The organism is Pedobacter immunditicola (genome assembly GCF_037482985.1).
GTDB classification, from domain to species: domain Bacteria; phylum Bacteroidota; class Bacteroidia; order Sphingobacteriales; family Sphingobacteriaceae; genus Pedobacter; species Pedobacter immunditicola.
The window spans coordinates 293886-317793 of the sequence record NZ_JBBHKC010000002.1 but is presented as its reverse complement, the minus strand read 5'-3'; the positions used below and the strand labels follow the sequence as shown (position 1 = coordinate 317793).

Below are 23908 nucleotides of genomic sequence, written 5' to 3'. Positions count from 1 at the left end.
ATTATTAAGCCCTAATGACAATATTTCATTATAAATCGGTAACTTTGCAGCCAAATGGCTATCCTCAAAAAAACTGACATCAGGGCACTGGAACTCACACAGTTACAGCAGCATTTCACCTCCATCAATGAACCTTCTTACCGTGCTAAGCAAGTTTATCAATGGCTATGGGAAAAATCTGCACGCACTTTTGCAGAAATGAGCAACCTGAGCAAAGAGCTGCGAAAAAAACTCGACGAGCACTTTGCCATCAATGTAGTTGAAATTAACAATTCCCAGTTCAGTAACGACCATACCATCAAAAACACCTTCAGGTTGTACGATGGCAATATCGTAGAGGGCGTGTTGATTCCGATGGAAGAAAGGATGACCGCCTGCGTAAGTTCCCAGGTGGGCTGCAGTTTAACCTGTAAATTTTGCGCTACAGGTTATATGGACCGCAAGAGAAACCTGAATGCTGATGAAATCTATGACCAGGTGGTCCTGATTGATCAGCAGGCGAAGAAAAATTACAATGCTCCCTTAACCAATATCGTTTATATGGGCATGGGCGAGCCCTTGCTGAACTATGCAAATGTGATGAAATCAATCGAGCGCATTACTTCGCCCGATGGCCTGAACATGGCATCCAAACGCATCACGGTATCAACAGCCGGTATCGCTAAAATGATTAAAAAATTAGGTGATGACGGGGTAAAATTCAACCTTGCCCTATCCCTGCATGCGGCGAATGACGCCAAGCGCAACGAGATCATGCCCATCACAGAACACAACACCTTAAACGCCCTGGCAGAGGCACTAAAATATTACTTCTCAAAAACCAAAAACCCGGTTACCTACGAGTACATTGTATTTAACAACTTCAACGATGAGCTGGAAGATGCCAAAGACCTGGCCAGGTTCTGTAAGCATGTCCCGTGTAAAGTCAACCTGATCGAATACAACCCTATTCAGTTTGCAGATTTCATCAATGCAGAAGGCGATAAAATTGATGCATTTTCCAATTACCTGAAAAGCCAGGGCATCAACACCAACATCAGGAGAAGCCGCGGAAAAGACATTGATGCAGCCTGCGGACAACTCGCCGTTAAAGACGGCGAAAAGTAACCGTTCCCTATATTGATTTCACTAATAGTTAATTATAGCGATATTTAACTCCCAATAGGATTACTTTTTAAGTATAACTCTTTTTAGCGCCCTAAAAACGATAAACTTTTATTATCTTGGGCGATGCGCTCCACCATACAAAATTTATTCAAAGATTTCACCAACCTGCTTTACCCGGAACTCTGCCCGGCCTGCGACGCTCGACTCAACAACAGTGAAAAAGATATCTGCATTAAATGCGAATTTGACCTACCCTATACCGACTTTCACCTCCATCGCGAAAACCCCGTAGCGAAGCAGTTCTGGGGACGAATACCTTTGCATACCGCAATGGCCCTGCTCTATTTTACCAAAGAAAGCAAGACACAAAACCTGATGCACCAGTTGAAGTATAAAAGCCAACCACAAATCGGGTTTCTACTGGGTGAAATGATCGGCGAACGCCTGATAGCCAGCGGTTTTCAGCAAAACTATGACTACATCGTTCCTGTGCCTATCCACGAAAAACGCCTGCGGAGCCGTGGTTATAACCAAAGTGAGTATATCGCCAACGGAATAGCCGAAAAACTGAAGATTCCCGTAAAAACGAAAGTCATCATCAGGTACAAGCAAACAAAAAGTCAAACGAAAAATGAAAGGTTCGAACGGTTTCATAACCTGGAGAATGCATTTATGGTATTGCAACCCATGGCGGTGACCGGCCAACATATTTTATTAGTGGATGATGTGATCACGACCGGCGCCACATTAGAGGCCTGTGCAACCACCCTCGGCCAGCACAAACCTGCCCATTTAAGCATTGCAGCCGCAGCCTACGCTAAATAATTTAAGCAAGCCGGCTGCCTTTCTTTCAATCATACCACCCCCAGCTAAGTTACCAGAAACCTGTTTAACCCGGGTCGCCCCTGCCTGCGCAAGGGCGACCAACCTCCGTATGACTCCGTTTTCACTCCTTGTGAATCAATTTTGTTACACAAAATAACAATCACGAAACCTTCTGTTTACGTACACGTAACCTCCTAAGGTGTATATTTGTTAAAATATGTTAAATAATTAACTATCACCTAACCATCCATCCATGTTTAAAAATTTTTACTGCAGAACATTTGGGCTCAGCATTTTCATGAGCCTTTTTTATGTAACGCTGTTAAATGCACAGCAAAAGACCATCCAGGGAAAAGTCACCTCCGCCGATAACCTGCGGTTACCCGGAGTCAGTGTTTTACTAAAAGGTACAAATATCGGAACTGTCGCCAGTACTGAAGGTGAGTTCCAGATCCAAATCCCACAAGACGGAACTTTAATATTTAGTTCCATTGGTTTTGAAGACCAGGAAATCAATACCAAAGGAAAAACCTTTTTGAATATCATCCTGCAAGAAGCCTCCCAAGGGATGGAAGAAGTAGTTGTAGTCGGCTATTCGCAAATCGAGAAACAACACGTCGCCTCCTCCGTAGCCTCGCTGGATATGGAAAAAACAAAATCCCGCCCCCTGTTTAAGATGCAGGAAGCATTTAGTGGCACCATTGCAGGTGTAACCATGATGCAGGGAAACAACCTTCCGGGCGCCACACCCGGCAACATCTCCATTAGGGGTATCAGTACCTTAGGAAATGCATCACCTTTAGTTATTGTCGACGGCATGGAGCAATCTATTCACGATATCGACCCCAACCAGGTTAAAAGTGTAACGGTGTTAAAGGATGCGGCATCTGCCTCCATGTATGGATCACGTGGCGCCAATGGCGTAATTATCATCGAAACCGAACGGGGATATACAGGTCAGTTCAAAGTAGCCATCAACTCCTGGGCAGCGGCAAGTGACCCCATCGATTTGCCTGAATTTGTCAACGCATTGGACCATATGAAATTAAATAATGAGACCCGCGCACATCAAGGTCAAAGTGCCTTGTATACGAATGAAGACATCCTGAAAGCAGAAAGCGGAGCCTTTAAAGGGGTCAATTGGCTGGATGAAACCATTCAACAACGCGCCTTCGCTTTTAACAATACCGCGAGTGTTTCCGGTGGCGGTGGTGTGGGTACCTTCAATTTAATGATGGGCCATATCAAAGAAAACGGTTTAAATGCCATTGAAGGCACCGAAAAGTTTTCTGCACGTTTCAACACGAATATCAATATTGCTGATAAGTTCGTGCTATTAGCCGATTTCTATGCACATCGCTTACAAGTTGACCGCTTGTTGGCGAATGATGATGGCCATGGTTTATATGGTATAGCCTGGAGAATGAATCCAACGCAGCAAATTTACCATGACAGCGAATTACCCGAGCATTACATGCTGCACAATAACCTCAATCCAATTGCTTCAATTAATAGAGGAGGTCTAAAAAACTATTTACACGACAGGAGCACCATTAACCTTCGTCCAAAATACTTTATTACACCAGATTTAAACATCGAAGGTAATGTGTCTTACATGATTAACAAATCGGCCAATAAGTCTAAACGCAGCACTTTCAAGTTCTTAGACGGAAATGGCGCGCCGGAAACCATCTGGACTAACTCCGTAGCTGCCGACCAAGGTGTCAGTGAAAGTCAGATCACCGCGCGTGCGATGATCAACTTCACCAAAGACATCAGGGGTGCAAAAGACAAGATCTATGCTACCGTTGGTACGGAGATCATGAACCATACCTATACCGATTACCGTGAAATTGCAAAATCTTCCTTTTTCGGTAAATTAAACTACTCCTTCGACAACCGTTATTTGTTAGAAGTAACCGCCCGTACCGATGGCAGCAGCAAATTTGCACCGGGGTATCGCTGGGGCTTCTTCCCTGCTGCAGCATTAGCGTGGAACGTACATAACGAATCTTTTTTCAAGCCAATTACAGACAATGGAGCCATTAACAGCTTTAAGATCAGGGCATCTTATGGTTTGATCGGTAATGAAGATGTTGCGCCTTACTTATGGCAAGAAATTGTAAATACCTGGGGCTGGACCATTCGTGTACCCAATCCGGAATTTTCCTGGGAAAAGCAAAAGCAGTGGAATATCGGTGCAGATATCAGCGCTTTCAAAAATCGCTTAAACTTTACCGCTGAAATATATGACAAGTTCTCCTACGATTTAATTTATGAAAATTTCTCCGTACCGCCATTAACCGGCTCTAATACATTGGAATCAGCAGTGAATATTGGTGAAGTAAGAAATAAAGGATGGGAACTTTCTGCCAGCTGGGGAGAAAAGTTAGGTAAATTTTCTTATAAAGTAGGCGGCATGTTGTTCGACAATAAGAACGAGATTTTAAAAGCAGGCCATAATCCTTCCGATTCATTGATCTTTAAGGGAGATAGTGACAAAATCTGGTTTAAAGGTATTGCCTTAGACAATTACTATGGATTTGAAAGTAATGGTTATTTCCAGACACAAGATGAAGTAAACGGTACGACCACAAAAATGCCGAATACCCTGCCGGGAGACATCAGGTATGTAGATCAAAACGGCGATGGAATCATTAATGACCAGGACAGGGTTAACCTTGCTGATCCATTCCCTCATTTAAATTATGCGGTCAATGTAGACTTACGCTTTAAGAACTGGGATTTTTCAGTGATCGGACAAGGGGTTGGAAAGCGCACCGGACGATTAAGCGGCATGGAAGGCTACCCGGTGTTTGTAGATGGCTCCAGTAATGCTTTAGGCGCTGCACGTCAGGATTATGCAGATAACAGATGGACGCCAGCAAACCCGAACAGCCGCTTCCCAAGAATCTGGTCAGGTAACAGTGCCAACTCTTACCTGAGTGATGTATGGTTAAGCGATGCCTCGTATTTCCGGATTAAAATGTTGCAATTGGGCTATACCATCCCTAAAATTGGTAAAAGCATTAATAACCTCCGGTTATATGTCAATGCACAGGATGCCTTTACTTTCACTAAATGGGAAGGTTTAGAGCCGGAAAGAAACGGCGGAAACGGATCATATCCACGTATGGCCACTTACAGCTTAGGAATCAGGTTAACAATTTTATAATTAAACCAATGAAAAGATCATTATTATTAATCGCATTAATTTCGCTCTCTTTAACCGGATGCGAGAAATTTCTGGATAAATCAGACCCACAAGCCACCTCGTTCATCGAATTCTTTAACACAGAAGAAGATTTAAGAAGAGTGGTTTATAGCTCCTACCTTGACGTGTTTATGCAGCCCACTGATAGACGTATCTTATTCTATATGGCTGATGGAAGAAGCGACAATGGCTATGCGCGAATCGAAACAGATTACCATCAAATTATAGCGAATGGCAACTTCAACAGCAATTCCAGGGCTGCGGAGTATTACTGGACCTTGTACAACAAGCACTTAGGACGTTTAAACACATTCATCGCCAATACGGATATCCCTTATGTGGAAGATGAAGCCGTGCGCCAGAAATATAAGGCCATTTTAGAAGGACTTCGGGTATGGCATTACTTCCAGTTAACCTTTCATTGGGGCGATGTTCCTTTTATCCTGACGCCGGTTACACTTGCCGAAGCCACTATCCCAGCGACGCCGAAGGCAGAGATATTAGACAAGTTATTTCCGATGGCGGAAGATATCGCATCAAGATTACCTGAAAGAGAAGGTACGACCAATGCTTATATGTTCAACAGGAATTCCTTCAAGGCCATGGTCATGCGATATGCGCTTTACAATGAAAGATATGATGTTGCCGCCCGTTTAGCGAAAGAAATCATGGACAGCCAGATTTATCAGCTTCATCCTGTTTACAATGATTTATTTAGTTATAAAGCAGATAAAACCAATAAAGAGTTTATGTTGAAATTCGATATGGAAAGCCATAATAACTCCGCTACACAATCATTCCAACATTTAGGCCCACATTACCGTACCGGCAGTGGACAATCCTACCTGGTTCCAACCAAATCACTGGTAGATAGCTATTGGACGCTACAAGGCAGAACCATTGACAACTGTCCCTTACATACCAAACAAGCGTATGAGTTGAACCCCGCTTTAAACAGAGATCCGCGTTTCAAAGCAAGCATCATTAGCCATGGCGATAAATTCGGTGCAGAAACCATCAATGTTTACGATGCCAACAGTCCGATGCATTATGAGAAAGTGCGGGGAAGTAAAACAGGCTATTGGTTCAAGAAATTTGTAGATGAAGCTGATGCCTTCCGTACCGGAGGAAATATGCATTTTGGAATCATCCGTTATGCAGAAGTACTATTGACTTATGCAGAAGCGAAGATCATGCTGAACGATGTAGATGAACTGGCAAAAGACTGTATCAACCAGGTTCGTAAACGTGCAGGTTTAGATATGAAAGTTGCTGATGTAAAATTAGCCGGAAAATCACAGCAGGAGTGGAAAGATTTAATCCGTAACGAAAGACGTGTTGAATTTGCAGCAGAAGGTCTGCGTTACAATGATATCATCAGGTGGAAAATCGCCGAACAAGTTTTAAATCAACCTGTTTTGGGCCATACCCGCTTAGTAGATGGCAATGTGGAGAGCCTGAAAGTAGAAGACCGGAAATTTGCGCCCCATCAAAACCTATGGCCTTTTCATGGAAGCACCTTAAAAGTAGAACCAGGTCTAAAACAAAACCCGGGATACTAAACTTCTCGAAATTACCATCATCCCGGCCACCGTACCGGGATTTATTCCAGGACTGTACCGCATAAATCAGCCCCTCCTTTAAAACCTAACTGTTTTAAAGGAGGGGCTTTATAAATTACAAGAGAAGCAGTCAATTTGTCCTCAAACCTCCCTTAACTAAAGATAAACACTCAAGGAGTCAACCACATCCGTTGTAAATCTTTCCGCACCCTTTGCATTTAAATGATTAGCATCCCTAAATAAAGTATGGTCGTTATACTGATCAGGCTTTGCAAAATTGAGGAATTTGATGTATTTAAAATTCGAGGTAATTGATTTACAGGTGTTAATTGTCGCATCAGGAACTAATTCTTTGTATAGCGGAGAAATGACGATAAAACAAACGATCTTTTGATTTTCCATATCAACCAGGAGATTTTTAAAAAGCGCCAGTTTTTCCATATCCATCAGCTGGGCTCCAGACCTTAATTTAATGATACTATTCTTTGACATCATGCCCTCCAGGGGTATAAAGCCCAGGTAATCTTTTTCACTTCTCTCCAGGTAAACGTTTCCAGCCACAATTGAAGGCAGTAAAGAGTTATAGGGGTAAACTTTGGATAAAAGCTTATACTTTTCAAAATCACCGGCATAGTCGATATAAGGCCTGATATAGGGCTTACCATAATAAGGGAACAGGGCGGTTAACCTGTCCTTTTCATTAAAAAAGAATTCGTCAGGAAGAATATCGATGATGATCACCTCAGGTTTATACCGATGCGTAGCGGCTGAGATCACTGCAGCACTGTAAATCAATCCCTGGCCATCTCTGCCGCCATTGTACACCGTTTTCCCAAGCTGGCCGGCCATCGAGAAAGCGTCATAATGGTGACTGGCCCTCGAAGAACCGACCACCAGGACCTCCGCCCTGGTACTGTCCATGGTATAATTTGTCCTGTATAAAGTCCCGGAGCGCTGCCTATGATAGAAATATTCCAGACCACTTCCCATGACATAATCTAAAAAGACCAGAACGAAACACAAAGGCAACAAAACGCTCATAAAGGTGATTACTTCGATTGAAAAGTGCTTTTTCATATGCTATCATTTGTTGTATCAGTAATGAAACTAACATCAGCTTGTTCATTCCTTTTTGTAAGCTGCAAGCTTGTGGTGGTGATGAAACTAGGCTTCTGAAGGTTTTAAATTGATTGATTTTAAAATTGAAAATAGATAAACTGACTATCACCAAATACCCCAAACAACAGGATGAGGAAGACGACGGCGATATAGGCCATGCGCCTTACAAACACATTTTCATGTTTAAAGAAACTAAAGGAATCCTTTAATTTGTATTCCTCAAAGGTTTCGACCAAAATAAGCATCATCAGGAAAAAGACGCCATAGACAAAATGACTGGTATCATAGCCCAGGAACAATGGACCCCGTACAAACATCATTTTATGGATGATGCTGAATGAAACCTCCAGGCTAGGTGACCTGAAAAAAATCCAGGAAAAGAGGATCAAAATAAATGTGGTGAGGATCTGATAGAAATTTTCAAATCGTTGAAAACTTCTCCGATGTCCGGATACCATTTGTGCAAAGACCAGGTAGAAGCCATTTAATGCACCCCAGCACACATAAGTCCAATTTGCCCCATGCCATAAACCGCTGATCGTAAAGGTGAGCATCAAATTAAAATAAGCCCGCGGTTTTGGCACCCGGTTACCTCCCAAGGGTATATACACATAATCTCTAAACCAGGTAGAAAGGGAAATATGCCATCTTTTCCAAAATTCTGCTATTGACCTGGAGAAATACGGCCGGTTAAAATTAGTCATTAATTTGAAGCCCATTACCCTGGCGGTGCCAATGGCAATATTAGAATAGCCAGAAAAATCACAGTAAATCTGGAAGGCAAAAAAAACAGTTGCTAAAATCAGCGAATTCCCATTATGTTGATCCTCATTAGCATAGACTGCATCTACATACAAAGACAACCGGTCGGCGATCACAATCTTTTTAAATAATCCCCATAAAATCATCTTCAGTCCAACAACCACGTCATCAAACTTAAAGTGATGCTTTTCATGAAACTGATGGAGGATATTTTGCGGCCGTTCAATTGGGCCAGCGACCAATTGCGGGTAAAACATCACATATAAAGAGTAGATCCCGAAGTGTTTCTCCGCTTTTTGATTTCCGCGGTAAACTTCAATCACATAGCTTAAACTCTGGAAAGTATGAAAAGACAAGCCGATCGGCAGCAGGATCTCCAGCGCTTCAATCGGATAATTCAAGTTGAAAAAGCCTGCAATTGCACCAAAACTACCATTAAAGAAATTGAAATATTTAAATACCCCAAGTATCAGACAGGTAATGAGAATACTGTATAGCAACCATCTCTTTTTTGTTTTACCGGTAGATTTCTCGATCCGTAAGGCGGCATAATAATCCACGACAATGGTCACCAATAAGATCAGCAAGTATTCCGGTACAAAGAAACAATAGAACAAACAACTGGCTAACAACAAATGTATCCACCTGAATCGATGTGGTAATAAGAAGTACAAAAAGGTTACCACAGGAAAAAACAGCAAAAATTCAAAAGAATTAAATAGCATGGCGTAAAATAATTTAAGCAACCTATATTCCTTTAAATTAGCGTATAACTGAAGAGCGGTAATTTACAGTAACACCGGTTAATTTTATACCCCTAAAGTATAATTATAATTCATAATCACCATCATTTTTAGACTATTTAATTTATATTTAAAATTGAATCTATTTTCAAAATTTTTATCTATAATACATTATATTACCCTGTAAACAAAGAGGTTAGCTCAGGAAATGAATACATCGCCAAATATTCTTCTGTAATAACTTTAAAAGTAGGCTGGAATATGGAAAATATTTTGTTCCTTTGTCTTGAGAGCGTTAATTTAAGGGTCGGCAATTCTTCGGAGATGCCGGCCCTTTCTTCTTTTTAAACCTCAATTTTAGCTCAGGAACTCGAGTAACTGGCGTTTGAAATTACGCATATCCAGGGGCTTCATCATGTGGCCATTCATGCCACTCTCTTTAAACTGAATATCATCATCATTGATCGGTGTAGCCGACAGCGCCACAACAGGCAAAGATTTAAAGTAGTCGCCGTCCATGTTGCGGACCAGCTTTGTCACCTCATAACCATTCATGTCCGGCATTTTAAGGTCCATCAACACGAGGTCGAACAAACCATTCTGAACTTTGTCCAGCGCTTCCATACCGCAACAGGCAGATTCAATCAGCAACCCCCATTTACTCAGCAAACGTTTGGCAATGATCACATTGATCTCATTGTCATCCACCACCAGGATTTTTTTATTGTGGAAAACCGCAGGAACCTCTTCGGCTGCAGGCTGAGTAGTATGATTTGGGGAAACCTTATCAAAAGCGATATAAAAAGAGAAAACGGAGCCCTCTCCTTCACGGCTTTGAACCATGATCTCTGCGCCATACAGCTTGAGTATTTTTTTAGTAATGGCCAGGCCTAAACCCGTGCCACCATAATGCCTTGCGATATCAGACTTCGCCTGTGTAAAAGATTCAAAGATATAACTCAGCTTATCTTCAGGAATACCGATGCCATCATCTTTCACTTCAAAATACACCACTACATGGTGTTCGTTGTTTTTTTCCAGTTTGACGGTCAGCTCAATAGAACCCTGCTCGGTAAACTTTAAGGCATTCCCCAGCAAGTTCATCAACACCTGGTACAAGCGCGTTTTATCTCCCATGATCGAACAAGGGATGCTGTCGTCATACACCAGGCGCAAGGTATTTTGTTTATTGCTGACGTTTACCTGCAACGAATTCAGCATATCCTGGAGTAGCACGCGCAGGCTAAAAGGAACATGCTCCAGCTGCAAATTCCCTGTTTCCATTTTATTGAAATCCAGGATATCATTCACAATATGGAGCAGGTTATCGCCAGAAAACTTTAAGATATTCAGGTCATCGATCTGGGAAGGTTGAGGATCATTCTCCAGTAAAAGCTGCGTCATGCCGAGGATGGCATTTAGCGGTGTTCTTATTTCATGACTCATCACCGAAAGGAACATTTCCTTGGCCTCACTCAATTGCAGCGCCTGTTCCTTCGCTTCCATCATTTCCTGTTCCGCCAATTTCTTGTCTGTGATATCAATGATAATCTCGACCTCTGCACTCGCCTGGCCCTGGTCATCAAAAAGAAGGGTATTATAGATAGAAACCCATATTGGCTTTTTATCCTTCCGGTAAGCCAGAAGATCAAGGGAAAAACTCTGGTTCTGTTTATTCAGTTGCCTGGCCGTTTCAATTAAAGCAAAATCCGTATTAGGCCCCGAAATCAGGTCGCCCAAACGCTTGCCTTTTAAATCATCGAGGGTAAAACCGGTAATTTTTTCAAAGGCCGCATTCACCCAGGTCACATGGTCATTGGCATCATTAATGACAATGGCATTATTCACTTTACTGGCCACAAAAGAAAGGTTCAGGAGATCAGACTCCACCTTTTTACTATCTGTCACATCACGTCCGTAAATGTACCAGCGGTCGTCGCTCACCACAATGTTCCAACTGATCCAGCGGAAACCACCATTTTTGGTCATCATCCGTACCTCCAATCGGAAATCCATTTGACCGGCCTGCAATCCTGTATTCAGTTTCTGCATCAGTTTGGGCAAGTCATCCTCGTGGCAAAGGTTCCAGATAGGCAATTGCCGGGTTTCTTCCACCGTATAGCCCAAAACGTCTATTACGGCAGAATTCACATACAACACGGCACCGGAGAAATCCAGGACCGCATGAATTTCAGGCGCAATTTCAGCAATGGCAAGCAACTCGTTCAATTGCCTGCGCTGCTGCTGCAGTTCCAGTTCAGTTTCTTGTAGAGATAAATGAGTGAGTACTTGATCAGCAAGGGTAGAAATGGCTTCCTGTTGTTCTTTATTTAAAGAAACAGGCTGATCGAAGGAAACACAAAGTGCCCCCAGCTTTATGCCCTGCTCATCAACCAGCGGGGTGCCAATGTAAAAACGCTGCTTAAATTGATCATGCGGGTCGTTGGCAGCAAATTCAATCATATCATCCCCAATGATCAGTTCGCTCGAAAGAGGGAAATCAGGGGGAACACTATTGATCATGCCATTCAATCCGAAGGAAGCTTTTAACACCAGCTGCGTTCCTTCAACTAAGAAGAGTACAGCCTGTGGCGCAGTACAAATCAAGGCTGCCAGTTTGCACAAATTGTCAAACTGGTGTGCCAGCTCCTTTTCCTTAAGCATGGTTCAATTTAAGCAAGCATAATAATATTAATATAAGGTAATGATTATTTATATAAAGGAAAGCGACTTGCTAAAGCTACGACTTGCGCTTTCACGTTTTCCAGGTTATCTACATCCTCAGGGTTGGTTAATACCGCGTCAATCAAATCAACAATCTGGTCCATTTCACTTTCTTTGAAACCCCTGGTGGTGATCGCAGCCGTTCCAATACGGATTCCTGAAGTCACAAAAGGTGATTTATCATCAAAAGGAACCATATTTTTGTTTACGGTGATATCCGCTTTACCTAAAGCCTTTTCAGCAGCTTTACCAGTAATGTCTTTATTGCGAAGATCAATCAGCATCATGTGGTTATCAGTACCACCAGAAATGATACCATAACCTTTAGCCACAAAAGCAGCAGCCATGGCACTGGCGTTTAATTTCACCTGTTTAATATACTCAAGGTACTCATCACTCAAAGCCTCGCCAAAAGCAACAGCTTTCGCAGCAATGATATGTTCAAGCGGTCCACCCTGCGTTCCAGGGAAAACAGCCATATCCAATACCGAAGACATCATTCTGATTTCACCTTTAGGTGTTTTCAATCCCCATGGGTTTTCAAAATCCTTACCCATCATGATCATGCCACCACGCGGGCCACGTAAAGTTTTATGCGTTGTTGTGGTTACGATATGACAATGCGGAAGCGGATCATTTAACAAACCACGGGCAATCATGCCAGCAGGGTGAGAAATATCAGCCATCACCAAAGCACCGATCTGATCAGCTACCCTGCGGATAAAAGCATAATCCCATTCCCTTGAATAAGCAGAAGCACCACAGATAATCATTTTCGGACGTTCGGCCAAAGCAATTTCTTCCAATTTTTCATAGTCAACAAGACCGGTTTCTTTCTTTACGCCATAAAACAACGGCTGGTATAATTTACCAGAAAAGTTAACCGGAGAACCATGTGTCAAGTGACCACCATGGGAAAGGTCGAAACCTAAAATCTTATCACCAGCCTGCAATACACCAAGAAAAACAGCAGCATTGGCCTGTGCACCAGAGTGTGGCTGTACGTTTACCCATTCAGCATTAAAAAGGGCCTTTGCACGTGCGATAGCTATATTTTCGATATCATCAACGACTTCACAACCGCCGTAATAACGTTTGCCCGGTAAGCCTTCAGCATATTTATTTGTTAAAACAGAGCCAGCAGCTTCCATTACTTGCTTGCTTACAAAGTTTTCAGAGGCAATCAGCTCAAGGCCATTTTCCTGACGATCTAATTCTTCATCAATCAAATCAAAAATTAAGGTATCACGTTTCATTTTATATGGTTTAGTCTATATTCTATTGCTGTAATCTATTGCTCTCTTCATCCAGAGCTCCATTCCTACGTCATCCCGGCCCCCGTTCCTACGTCATCCCGGCCCCATTCCTACGTCATCCCGGGCCCCGTTCCTACGTCATCCCGGGCCCCGTTCCGGGATCTATTTATCAGGTGAGATCCTGAAATAAATTCAGGATGACGGATCATCCCCCTCAAAACGCCGTAAAAATAAGCTAAATAAATCTTTACAACAATGTTATTCCATGATTGTTATAGCCAATAGTCAAAATAGTAAGGATTATATTAAACAAAATCCCTTACTTTGTAAATTCGAAATAAACCCATATGGAAGATATTAAGCGTCCATTATTACCAAACATCAATTATCCTATTGATCTAAAGGCATATAAGGAAGAAGACTTAGAACAAATTTGTCAGGAGCTCCGCCAGTATATCATTGATGTTGTAAGTGTTAATGGTGGTCATTTTGGAGCAAGCCTTGGCGTAGTGGAACTTACAGTAGCTTTGCATTATGCACTCAATACCCCTTACGATAAATTGGTATGGGATGTGGGGCACCAGGCTTACGGACATAAAATATTAACCGGCAGAAAATCTGTTTTTCATACCAACCGACTCATCAATGGCATCAGCGGATTTCCGAAGATCGCTGAAAGTGAATACGATACCTTTGGCGTTGGCCACTCCTCTACTTCAATTTCTGCTGCACTGGGCATGGCTGTAGCCTCCCAATACAAAGGAGAAACCGACCGTCAGCATGTGGCTGTGATCGGTGATGGCGCGATGACCGCCGGACTGGCATTTGAAGGCATGAACCATGCAGGCATTGCCAATTCCAACCTTTTGGTTATTCTGAACGATAACTGCATGTCGATCGATCCGAATGTAGGCGCTTTAAAAGAGTACTTAACCAGTATCACCACTTCAAAATCATATAACCGCTTCCGGGACGATGTCTCCAATGCGCTGATCAAACTTTCAGAACTTGGCCCCAATGCACATAACTTTGTCAAGAAAATTGAGAAAAGCATTAAAGGAACCCTGCTGAAGCAAAGCAATTTATTTGAAGCCCTTAATTTCCGGTATTTCGGCCCCGTAGATGGGCATGACGTTAAAAACCTGGCCTGTATCATCAAGGACCTGAGTGCCATCCCTGGCCCTAAACTATTACATTGTGTAACCGTTAAAGGAAAAGGTTTCGCACTGGCCGAGAAAGACCAGACCAAATGGCACGCACCGGGCCTGTTTGATAAAATTACCGGCGAAATCAAGAAAACAACCAACGATAAACCACAGCCACCAAAATACCAGGATGTATTTGGCCATACCCTGGTAGAGCTGGCAGAATTGAATAAAAATATAGTAGGCATTACCCCGGCCATGCCTTCAGGCTCATCAATGAACATCATGATGAAAGCGATGCCCAAGCGTGCTTTCGATGTCGGTATTGCCGAGCAACATGCCGTTACCTTTTCAGCCGGATTAGCCTCACAAGGCTTAGTACCTTTCTGTAATATCTATTCCAGTTTTATGCAAAGGGCTTTCGACCAGGTCATCCATGACGTGGCGATCCAAAACCTGAATGTGGTATTCTGTTTAGACAGGGGCGGCCTTGCCGGAGCCGATGGCGCTACCCACCATGGGGCTTATGATATCGCTTATATGCGCTGCATCCCTAACATGACGGTAGCCGCACCAATGAACGAAGAAGAACTCCGCAACCTGATGTATACGGCACAGCTGGAAAACCAGGGGCCATTCTCTATCCGTTACCCAAGGGGACAAGGCGTAATGGCCGATTGGCGACGTCCTTTAAAAGCTTTGGAAAAAGGTAAAGGCAGGAAGATCTGCGATGGCGAAGATGTCGCTTTAGTGACGATCGGCCATGTGGGCAATTTTGCTGTGGAAGCCTGTAAAGAACTGAACAGCGAAGGTATACACCCTGCACATTTTGACATGCGTTATGTTAAACCCATTGATGAAGCACTTCTGCATGACGTTTTCAAACGCTATAAAAACGTCATTACAGTAGAAGACGGCTGTCTTCCCGGCGGAATGGGCTCTGCGGTACTGGAATTTATGGCCGACAACAATTATAAAGCAAACGTCCTTCGCCTGGGTATTCCTGATGAAGTGGTGGAGCATGGCGAGCAGGCCGAACTGTGGGCACTTTGTGGTTATGACACAGCGGCGATCATTAAAGCAGTGAAAACGCTGGCCGTTAGCCGGACCACAGCAAGTATCGCATCTTAACCAAGATTACAGCAACAAGGTGTGGTAAAATTCCCCACCAAAAATCTCATAAAACCCCTTAAAAGGGCTTTGGCACGCGCCGAAGCCCTTTTTTTTTGTTTGGCACCATTATGTATTACTACTAAATACAATTAACAAGAATTTAATTTAAATAATAGTAATATGAAAAAGATCATTTTATCAGCAGCATTTTTAGCTTTCGCAGGTGTAGCCTCAGTTCAAGCAAATGAAGTAAGCGCACCAGCAATGATTACTGTTCAAGACAGCACTACTAAGACTCCAGTTAAATTAGAAGAATTGCCTGACCCTGTTAAAGCAACGTTGCAATCTGATAAATACAAAGAATGGGTTCCGACCACAGCATTCTTAGTAACCGCAGCAGACAAAAGCGAGCATTACCAGATAGACGTTAAAAAAGGTGAAGAAACTGCTTCACTAAGAGTTGGTAAAGATGGTGTTGTAGTTGAGTAAAACTTAAGCCAAATCAATTTTAAAAACAAAAAATACAATTAATAAAGAATTTAATTTAAATAATAGTACTATGAAAAAGATCATTTTATCAGCAGCATTTTTAGCTTTCGCAGGTGTAGCCTCAGTTCAAGCAAGTGAAGTAAGCGCACCAGCAATGATTACTGTTCAAGACAGCACTACTAAAACTCCAGTTAAATTAGAAGAATTGCCTGACCCTGTTAAAGCAACGTTGCAATCTGATAAATACAAAGAATGGGTACCAACCACAGCATTCTTAGTAACCGCAGCAGACAAAAGCGAGTGGTATCAGATAGACGTTAAAAAAGGTGAAGAAACTGCCTCACTAAAAGTTGGTAAAGATGGTGTTGTAGTTGAGTAAGAACTAAACCAAATTAATTTAATAAATACAAAAAGCCGGATATCGTTCCGGCTTTTGTATTTTTGTGGTATACGAAATTACCTATGGCAAAAATACTGATTATAGAAGATGATTTAACGTTCTCTCAGTTATTGGATGGTTTTCTACGGAAGCATAAACATCTGCCAACAGCAGTCCACGATGTAAAAAAAAGCCTCAGGCTGCTGGAGCAGGAAGATTTTGATTTATTGCTTGTAGATTATCGCTTACCAGATGGTACCGGATTAGATGTGCTGATGCATGTACGTAAAAACGGTTCACAGGTACCCATCATCATTATGACCAGTTTTAACGATGTCCGCACTGCGGTAAAGTCGATCCGGATGGGTGCCTTTGATTACATCACCAAACCTGTTAATCCAGACGAATTACTGATGCTGGTGCAGCATGCGCTGGAGATTCCTGCCGAAGAAACACCGGGCCCGCAGCAACCCCTGGTACATGCAGATACCATTAAGGGCAAAAGTGCTACTGCCGATAAATTATACGAACACATCAGCCTGGTGGCCCCTACAGATATGTCGGTGGTGATCCAGGGCGAAAGTGGTACGGGGAAAGAATATGCCGCCCGTGCCTTGCACCTCCAAAGTAAAAGAAAAGACAAGCCCTTTGTGGCTATAGATTGCGGTGCCCTTTCCAAAGAACTGGCAGCGAGCGAACTTTTTGGCCATGCCAAAGGTGCCTTCACAGGTGCGCTGACCGATAAAAAAGGGCAGTTTGAAGTGGCTGACGGCGGTACCCTCTTTTTAGATGAAGTCGGGAACCTGAGTTATGAAGTGCAGGTAAAACTATTGCGTGCCCTGCAGGAAAGAATCATCCAACCCCTGGGCAGCACCAAAAACATTCCTGTAGATGTGCGGATTATCGCCGCCACCAATGACGACCTGCAGCAAAGCGTGCGTGAAGGCGGCTTCCGCGAAGACCTTTACCACCGTTTAAATGAATTTAAGATCCAACTGCCCGCTTTGCGCGACCGTGGAAAGGATATCGAACTGTTCATCAACCACTTCGTGGAAATCTCCAACGAGCAGCTGGACAGAAACGTAAAACACATTTCACCGGCAGCAAAAAGCCTGCTCACCAAATACGACTGGCCCGGCAACCTGCGCGAGCTTCGCAATGTGATCAAGCGTATGGTGTTACTGAGTCCCGGCGATACGGCAGAAGTAACCTCCTTGCCTGATGAAATGATCATGGCGGTGAACCACAATCCGAGACCACATACCTCTGACCTCAAAGCCCTTAACGAAGTGAATGAGCGGGCACTGATCCTGGAAACGCTGATTAAGGTGAAATACAATAAATCACGTGCAGCCAAACTACTGAACATTGACCGGAAGACGCTATACAGCAAAATGGAGCGGTACGAGATCGAATAACCGCTGGAGGTCATCCGTTAGTGCGATGATACTTTGTTTTTGCTCCTCGTCCAGTGGTTCTTTCACTTCAATGGAATCATTAACCTCAATCTCCATGATTCTGAAAGCTGTGCCCAGGTCCCTGCTGCCGATCTGACCCAGTCGCCCGGCCAGGCGGTGGAGCAATAAAGAAACCTGTTCAATATCATCGGTTCGCAGGCATTCCAACAATTCCAGACGGTCGTGCTGGCTATCTGTGATGAACCTGTTCAGGATTTTATTGAACTGTTCCTGATCGCCGAAAGTCATTTTCTCCAGATAGCCTGGGTCAAATGACACCTTTTCAACAGCGTCATCCATGTTACCTTCAGCAACATATTCACTACCATTGGTTTCATCAATTGGATCCCGGAACGAAGCCCGGGATGACGATGTTAACGGAGCCTGAGATGGCGAAGTCGACGGAGCCTGGGATGACGAAGTCGACGGAGCCGCGGATGACGGCAGATCAGCCGCCGCTTTACTTTCCGCAGTTTCGCGGTTAAAGATCGACAAAAGGTCAGTTTCCCGGAAAGGCTTCCTGATGAGGCCATCAAAACCACCCGCCAGTAAAGAGTCGCGCTCTTCGGTCAACACCTGGGCAGTCATGGCGAAGATCTGTACGGCGTTGCCCACTTTAAGGCGCATGGCCCTGCATAATTCCAGTCCTGACATTTTAGGCATCCGGATATCCATCAGCAAGAATTTCACTGCCGGGTCCCATTCCGCATGCAGCATGGCTTCGGGGGAAGTAAAGCAAGTGAAGTTGAACTTGTTCTTTTTGAAGATGAGGCTGCACAAATCCAGGATCAGCTGGTCATCATCCACCACCCAAACCGCATTCCCGCTGGTCTGCAAAGCATAAGGCTGCGATCCTATTTCCAGCACAGGCGCTTCTGCGACCTGGAAAGTCAGGTAAAAAGTAAAATTACTCCCCTGCCCTTTTTTACTCTTCACATAGATTCTGCCGCCCTGGTTTTCCACCAAAGATTTCACGATCGTTAAGCCCAATCCGGCACCCGTTTGGTTCACAATAGGCTGTTCCGGGGCATCTGCCTGCTCAAATTCAGTAAAAATCCGCTGACTTTCCTCTTCCGACAAACCGATGCCCGTATCCTTCACGCGGAAAGTGAAATGCACCTGGTCGCCCTGCCTTTTAAAGAAAGCCTGCAACACCACTTCCCCTTCAAGGGTAAACTTGATGGCATTGCTCAATAAATTAAATAAAATCTGTTTCAGGCGGAAAGGATCACCTGTGAGGTACAGGATGTTTTCCAGCTCAAAACTAGTCACCATGCGCAAAGCCTTCTTTTCGGCCTGCGGAGCTACAATTTTCACCACTTCATCCAACAGCTCCCTGATGTTGAACACCTGGTTAACGAAGGTAAATTTGCCCGAAATCAAGCGGTTATAATCAAGGATCTCATTGACGATCTGCAGCAGATGCTCCGACGAATGGTATATCGCATCAATATCTTTAGGGTCAGGATGCTGCTGGTTCCGGATGATCTCCGCATAACCAATGATGGACTGCAGGGGCGTCCTGATCTCATGACTCATGTTAGAAAGGAAGCGCTGTTTAGCCTTCCCATGGTATTCCGCCTCTTCTGTTGCTGCTTCCAGTTCTTTACGGTATTTGTTACTGCGAGTGATGTCTGTTAAAATCAAAAACAAGAGCAGCACCATCAGCAGGAAAAACACCACCATGATGATGGTCATCTGCTTGATGCCCGTGTTCACCACTTCTTTAGCCTGCACACTGTTTTCCTCGATTTGCGCCACTGCCTCCTGCTCCACTTCCCGCAGGATATCCAGCATCTGCACAATCAGCAGGTTATTAGACTCTGCCAAAACCGCCTCCCGGGCAAGGAAAGTCTGGCTCCGCCGCTGCTGTTCCTTTTCCATGGCGCGCAAGGTCTTCTCCACCCCTTTCACCATTTTACCCTCGGTGGATAAAGCAATGGTGTCTCTTTTGATATTTTCTTCGTTCGTAATGCGGATAGCGGCATCCTTCTCCTCATCAGGCTTCTTTTTGCCAAAAATCTTGTTAAAGAAGCCCCTGGGCTTTTCTTCCTGCGGCACCACCGTCGTGGTCGTGGTCCGCTTTTCAGAAGTCACCACGGTACTGTCGGCTTCCATCTCATTTTTGGTCACCATATCATTAAACTTCTGCAATTGCGATGAAAAACTCTGGTCGTTCACCAGCTTTTCCCGCACCTTCAGGTATTTCACAAACTGCTTGTCGCGCACGGTCAGCAGCTTATCGATAGAACCAATCCTGGCCAGCTGCACAGAATCCCCCGCATAAAGCTGCCTGAGGGTGTCCAGTTCCTTGCGGATCTGACCCGATTGCTTAAAAAAAGTTTTGTATTTTCCGGGATCGTTAAAGGCCATTCTCTTTTGCCGCTGGTCCAGGCCAGAAATCTTCCGGGAAAGATCATTCACGATGCGCAACCTGTCATTCGGCGAAGAAATATGCTCCACCGTTTCCAGCATTTCCCTAAAGGCCACTTTACTCACCGCCCAAGCTAAAAAAAGTGCAGAACAAGCCAGGAAAAGCGCTAAAATTACTTTCCCCTTGGTCGCCCTGATCACCCCCGACTTTTGCACACGCTTCATCTCCTTCATGTATATGACAAGTTACAAATTTACAGGAAAAATGCATAATCCCGTCATCCCGGACACCGTTCCGGGATCCCTCATGGTAATTGTGTAATTAGATCCCGGAACGGTGTCCGGGATGGCGGTCGAACGGTGTCCGGGATGACGAGAGAACAGCGTCCGGGATGACGAGAGAACGCCGCCGCCCCTCTATACAATCAGCGGCACATCAACAGCCTCACCGATATGACCCGCAGGGTTTAAAAACCTGTCCCTGAGTTTTCTGCCAAATTCCAGGTGTTTCCTGACCTCCGGGGAACGCCTTTGATAAAATTCTTTGAAAGCGGCATCCAGTCCCTGTTCCTGATCACGATCCGGGAGTGTGACTACCCCCTTTAGTAACTCCGCCAAAAGCCTGGCATCGAGCAATGCATTGGTTGTTCCGGCACTGGTAAAAGGGAGGGCCAGATGAGCCGCATCGCCGATCAGCACTACATTATCTTTATGGAAGCTGGGCAAGAGGTCAAAATCACGGGTATTCCACAGATAAGATTGATTGAAATCATTGGCATTCAAGACCTCCTGAACCACGGCGGGGAAGGTAATCAGCTGCTGGTGGCAGAAAGCACTTAAATCCTCCGGTTTTGTGGAGGGCAATTTCGCCACCGCGGGATCGAATTGCATAAACCAAACCAGTTCCGTAGCCGAAGTAGGGATCATGCCAAAAGCCAGTCCGGCGCTTTGTTTCTGGAATTTATTGAATACACTGGCAAATTCGCGGGCAATGGTTTCCTGTTGTGCAACCCCGACCACTTCCTTTACGCCACCCGTTTTAAATTGCACAGGCCCAAAAAGGGCAGACCGCACTTTTGAGTAAGCACCATCGGCACCCACAAACACATCCCCGTATTCCGTTGTACCATCTGTAAATACCGCAGCAATCACCTTTTGGCGCTCATCATACAGGAAATGCGAAAAATTACGGTCATCCTTCACCTCGGTTCCGAGCAAACTGGTTAAAAAATCCGTTAAGTCATTTCTTTTGATGCATTGCCAGGAACCCAGCTGCATATCCTGTAAGTCGCGGCCCTCAGGCGTTCGCAGGCAGAATTTCTCCACTTTTTTTCCAGGCAGGGGGATGCCTGTTTCGTTACTCCAGTCCTCCAAAATAGAGAAGCCGTCGCGGTGCATTAAAAAGGCATGGCCGCCACCCCATATGGTATCAGCACGCTCATTGATGCAGGCCGCTATCTGGTCTTTCTGCAGATAAGCCCCGAGCGTTAAACCCGCCATTCCAGCACCAATGATCACTACTTTCATCATTTCCCCCGTAAATAGTAAAATTAAATCCCGGAATGGAGTCCGGGATGACGTTTAACACGAATACTGGGACCGTTCCCGATCCTCCCCGAACAATTCCTTAAACTGGTTTTTAAACTCGATCCTGAAACTCGCCCCCTCGTTCACTACACTCTCCACCTCAATATGACCCCCCATTACCTCCACCTGCGATTTGGTCATGTACAAGCCAAGCCCCTTTGCATTGGCATGACCGTGGAAAACCTTGCCGATTTTAAAAACATGGTCCTTATGTTTACCCAGGTCAATACCCAGGCCATTATCTTTCACGGTCAGGAAAATACTGGAGCCTTTTTTATAGGTAGAAACGTCAATGTTCAGCACCCGATCAGGCGAACGGTATTTCAGCGCATTGCTGATCAGGTTATGGAAAATACTGGTCACATATTTCGGCGGAAAATAAAGCTCCGGCGCCTCTTGAAAATTCACCCTGAGTTGCGCCTTTGCCTTCAGGATCTCCATTTCCAGGCCCTCCATCGTCTGCTTCAGGCAATCCTCCAAAATGACCACCTCTGATTTAATTTCCATATCCTGTTTAATTTGTACGGTTTCCACCAACTCATTAAAGGTAAATTTCAGGCTTTCAATCACGGGTTTTAATTTCCCCAACATTTCCTGTTGCTCCTCAGGGCAATCACTCTCTTCCACCAGATCCACCAGCATGGCTATATTATTCAGCGGTCCGCGCAAATTATGCGTCACGATGTTACAGAAATCAATCAACTGTGTATTTTGAAAAGAAAGTCTTTCCAGCAAAATATTCTGCTCCTCTTCCATCTTTTTACGTTCGGTGATGTCCACGCCATAACCAATCACGAAAGACAAGCTGCCGGTTTCTTCATGATAGACCGGAAAAAACCTGCGGATATGGGTCACCGGGTTTCCATTAAGATCGATTGCTTGATCTTCCCAGGAAACCGTCCTCCGGGTCACCTTTGTCTTCAAAAACTGGGTTCTGCGCAGCAGCGGTACCGTGTTATCTCTTTTACGGTAAGTGGCATATTCAAAATCATCCTTTCCAATAATGTATTCCCTTAAATGCTCATCCTTGATACAATAAGGATTAACATAAAGATATCGGTGGTTGGCATCAAATACAGCAATATCGGAGGGTATATTACTGAGTATATTTTCATAAAAGCTTTTCTGCTTGGCCAGCTCCCGGGCAATTTGTTTCCGTTCGGTGATGTCCGTCATAAAGCCTATATACAAAGGTTCCCCGTCAATCATCACTGAAGAAACACCAAGGGCCATATGGAATTCAGATTGATCCTTCCTCCTGGCCATTAACTCATATTTGTTATTCGTTCGTCCGTCGTCATCGACCTTAAGCTTCCGAAGTTCCTGAAAATAACGTTCGTGCCTGCTTTCCGGAATCAGCAACTGGTGGAAATTCTGTCCGACAGCCTCTTTCACGCTGTATCCAAAAATTTCTTCCGCTTTAGGGTTCCACTGATAAATTACACCATCCTCATTAGCCACCAATACGGCATCTATCGCATGTTTAAAAACCGGTGAAATCTGTTCAAGGGTACGTTTAGAATGATGTTGCACCTGTTTCATCCTGATGATCTGCAGGCGGAGTTTCAGCAAACTCATGGTCTGCAGGGCCAGCATCTCCAACCCAGCAAATTGTGCTGGTGTTAACAAGCCCGGTTTTGTATCCGAAACGGTGAGCTGCCCCAGCATATCCCCATTTTCGGTAATCAGGGGAAACATGGTCACTGAGCGGATATAAGGAGCGCCGACTACAAATGGATGACGGGCAGTATATTCATCGGTTAAAGTATCTTCAATTGAAAAAGGGGTTTTCGCCTGCCAGCTCGTAGGGTGTGAAAGCTCATTAACATGCATTTCCTGAACGTCCAAACCTAGGATGGCTTTAAACCATACCCGCTCCTGATCAAGGAAACCTAAAGTAACAATTGGCCTCGAACATACCTGGGCAGCCAAAGCCACAATATGGTCATATTCCTTCTCAGCTGGCGTATCTAAAATTTCCAGCTGATACAATGCGATCAGGCACCTGGTCTTCTGGTCCGTTAGTGGAAATATTGTCATAAGTTAGTTAATA

General features: G+C 44.3%; 15 protein-coding genes. 8 read left to right on the top strand and 7 right to left on the bottom strand.

The window, feature by feature from the left end:
* Window positions 1-54 precede the first annotated feature (54 nt).
* From rlmN to WG905_RS03895, 4 genes are all read left to right on the top strand, one after another.
* The gene (rlmN, locus tag WG905_RS03910) at window positions 55-1107 is read left to right on the top strand and encodes a dual-specificity RNA methyltransferase RlmN (RefSeq protein ID WP_339590397.1); all 1053 of its coding nucleotides are present in this window, start codon (window positions 55-57) and stop codon (window positions 1105-1107) included.
* Window positions 1108-1230: 123 nt separating this feature from the next.
* Window positions 1231-1932 (top strand): ComF family protein, encoded by a 702-nt coding sequence (locus WG905_RS03905; RefSeq protein ID WP_339590396.1) that lies wholly within the window; start codon window positions 1231-1233, stop codon window positions 1930-1932.
* A gap of 253 nt (window positions 1933-2185) precedes the next feature.
* Window positions 2186-5107 carry a SusC/RagA family TonB-linked outer membrane protein gene (locus tag WG905_RS03900; protein WP_339590395.1) on the top strand — a complete coding sequence of 974 codons (2922 nt, stop codon included), beginning with the start codon at window positions 2186-2188 and terminating at the stop codon, window positions 5105-5107.
* Between the two features lie 8 nt (window positions 5108-5115).
* Window positions 5116-6708, top strand: coding sequence for a RagB/SusD family nutrient uptake outer membrane protein (locus tag WG905_RS03895; protein ID WP_339590394.1), 1593 nt, complete (start codon window positions 5116-5118; stop codon window positions 6706-6708).
* A gap of 156 nt (window positions 6709-6864) precedes the next feature.
* Here WG905_RS03895 and WG905_RS03890 read toward each other — a convergent pair whose 3' ends face one another.
* The 4 genes from WG905_RS03890 to glyA all read right to left on the bottom strand — a co-directional run bounded on the left by WG905_RS03890 (window position 6865) and on the right by glyA (window position 13312).
* Window positions 6865-7785 carry a hypothetical protein gene (locus WG905_RS03890; protein ID WP_339590393.1) on the bottom strand — a complete coding sequence of 307 codons (921 nt, stop codon included), beginning with the start codon at window positions 7783-7785 and terminating at the stop codon, window positions 6865-6867.
* A 119-nt stretch (window positions 7786-7904) separates the two neighbouring features.
* On the bottom strand, window positions 7905-9314 hold the full coding sequence (locus tag WG905_RS03885) for an MBOAT family O-acyltransferase (RefSeq protein ID WP_339590392.1): 1410 nt from the start codon (window positions 9312-9314) through the stop codon (window positions 7905-7907).
* 375 nt (window positions 9315-9689) lie between these two features.
* Entirely contained in the window at window positions 9690-11996 is a 2307-nt protein-coding gene (locus WG905_RS03880) for a PAS domain S-box protein (RefSeq protein WP_339590391.1), read from the bottom strand.
* Window positions 11997-12040: 44 nt separating this feature from the next.
* Window positions 12041-13312: a serine hydroxymethyltransferase gene (glyA, locus tag WG905_RS03875; protein WP_339590390.1), complete on the bottom strand. Its 1272-nt coding sequence runs from the start codon at window positions 13310-13312 to the stop codon at window positions 12041-12043.
* Window positions 13313-13659: 347 nt separating this feature from the next.
* Between glyA and dxs the strand changes: the two genes are divergently transcribed.
* The 4 genes from dxs to WG905_RS03855 all read left to right on the top strand — a co-directional run bounded on the left by dxs (window position 13660) and on the right by WG905_RS03855 (window position 17856).
* On the top strand, window positions 13660-15588 hold the full coding sequence (dxs, locus tag WG905_RS03870; RefSeq protein ID WP_339590389.1) for a 1-deoxy-D-xylulose-5-phosphate synthase: 1929 nt from the start codon (window positions 13660-13662) through the stop codon (window positions 15586-15588).
* Between the two features lie 162 nt (window positions 15589-15750).
* On the top strand, window positions 15751-16059 hold the full coding sequence (locus WG905_RS03865) for a hypothetical protein (protein WP_339590388.1): 309 nt from the start codon (window positions 15751-15753) through the stop codon (window positions 16057-16059).
* A gap of 70 nt (window positions 16060-16129) precedes the next feature.
* Window positions 16130-16438, top strand: a complete 309-nt coding sequence (locus WG905_RS03860) for a hypothetical protein (RefSeq protein WP_339590387.1) — start codon at window positions 16130-16132, stop codon at window positions 16436-16438.
* An 83-nt stretch (window positions 16439-16521) separates the two neighbouring features.
* On the top strand, window positions 16522-17856 hold the full coding sequence (locus tag WG905_RS03855; RefSeq protein ID WP_339590386.1) for a sigma-54-dependent transcriptional regulator: 1335 nt from the start codon (window positions 16522-16524) through the stop codon (window positions 17854-17856).
* On the opposite strand, the gene WG905_RS03850 is transcribed toward WG905_RS03855, so the two are convergent.
* The 3 genes from WG905_RS03850 to WG905_RS03840 form a co-directional block, all read right to left on the bottom strand.
* Window positions 17821-20502, bottom strand: coding sequence for a hybrid sensor histidine kinase/response regulator (locus WG905_RS03850; RefSeq protein WP_339590385.1), 2682 nt, complete (start codon window positions 20500-20502; stop codon window positions 17821-17823). The two genes, WG905_RS03855 and WG905_RS03850, sit on opposite strands and share 36 nt — an antisense overlap.
* Before the next feature lie 183 nt (window positions 20503-20685).
* A complete protein-coding gene (locus tag WG905_RS03845) occupies window positions 20686-21798 on the bottom strand; it encodes an FAD-dependent oxidoreductase (RefSeq protein ID WP_339590384.1) in 1113 nt (370 codons plus the stop codon).
* Window positions 21799-21849: 51 nt separating this feature from the next.
* Window positions 21850-23895 (bottom strand): PAS domain S-box protein, encoded by a 2046-nt coding sequence (locus WG905_RS03840; RefSeq protein ID WP_339590383.1) that lies wholly within the window; start codon window positions 23893-23895, stop codon window positions 21850-21852.
* Window positions 23896-23908: the final 13 nt, after the last annotated feature.

Bases quoted from the DNA above. Each gene is read 5' to 3' on its own strand.
- rlmN (WP_339590397.1), top strand. From the start codon at position 55: ATGGCTATCCTCAAAAAAACTGACATCAGGGCACTGGAACTCACACAG.
- WG905_RS03905 (WP_339590396.1), top strand. From the start codon at position 1,231: ATGCGCTCCACCATACAAAATTTATTCAAAGATTTCACCAACCTGCTT.
- WG905_RS03900 (WP_339590395.1), top strand. From the start codon at position 2,186: ATGTTTAAAAATTTTTACTGCAGAACATTTGGGCTCAGCATTTTCATG.
- WG905_RS03895 (WP_339590394.1), top strand. From the start codon at position 5,116: ATGAAAAGATCATTATTATTAATCGCATTAATTTCGCTCTCTTTAACC.
- WG905_RS03890 (WP_339590393.1), bottom strand. From the start codon at position 7,785: ATGAAAAAGCACTTTTCAATCGAAGTAATCACCTTTATGAGCGTTTTG.
- WG905_RS03885 (WP_339590392.1), bottom strand. From the start codon at position 9,314: ATGCTATTTAATTCTTTTGAATTTTTGCTGTTTTTTCCTGTGGTAACC.
- WG905_RS03880 (WP_339590391.1), bottom strand. From the start codon at position 11,996: ATGCTTAAGGAAAAGGAGCTGGCACACCAGTTTGACAATTTGTGCAAA.
- glyA (WP_339590390.1), bottom strand. From the start codon at position 13,312: ATGAAACGTGATACCTTAATTTTTGATTTGATTGATGAAGAATTAGAT.
- dxs (WP_339590389.1), top strand. From the start codon at position 13,660: ATGGAAGATATTAAGCGTCCATTATTACCAAACATCAATTATCCTATT.
- WG905_RS03865 (WP_339590388.1), top strand. From the start codon at position 15,751: ATGAAAAAGATCATTTTATCAGCAGCATTTTTAGCTTTCGCAGGTGTA.
- WG905_RS03860 (WP_339590387.1), top strand. From the start codon at position 16,130: ATGAAAAAGATCATTTTATCAGCAGCATTTTTAGCTTTCGCAGGTGTA.
- WG905_RS03855 (WP_339590386.1), top strand. From the start codon at position 16,522: ATGGCAAAAATACTGATTATAGAAGATGATTTAACGTTCTCTCAGTTA.
- WG905_RS03850 (WP_339590385.1), bottom strand. From the start codon at position 20,502: ATGAAGGAGATGAAGCGTGTGCAAAAGTCGGGGGTGATCAGGGCGACC.
- WG905_RS03845 (WP_339590384.1), bottom strand. From the start codon at position 21,798: ATGATGAAAGTAGTGATCATTGGTGCTGGAATGGCGGGTTTAACGCTC.
- WG905_RS03840 (WP_339590383.1), bottom strand. From the start codon at position 23,895: ATGACAATATTTCCACTAACGGACCAGAAGACCAGGTGCCTGATCGCA.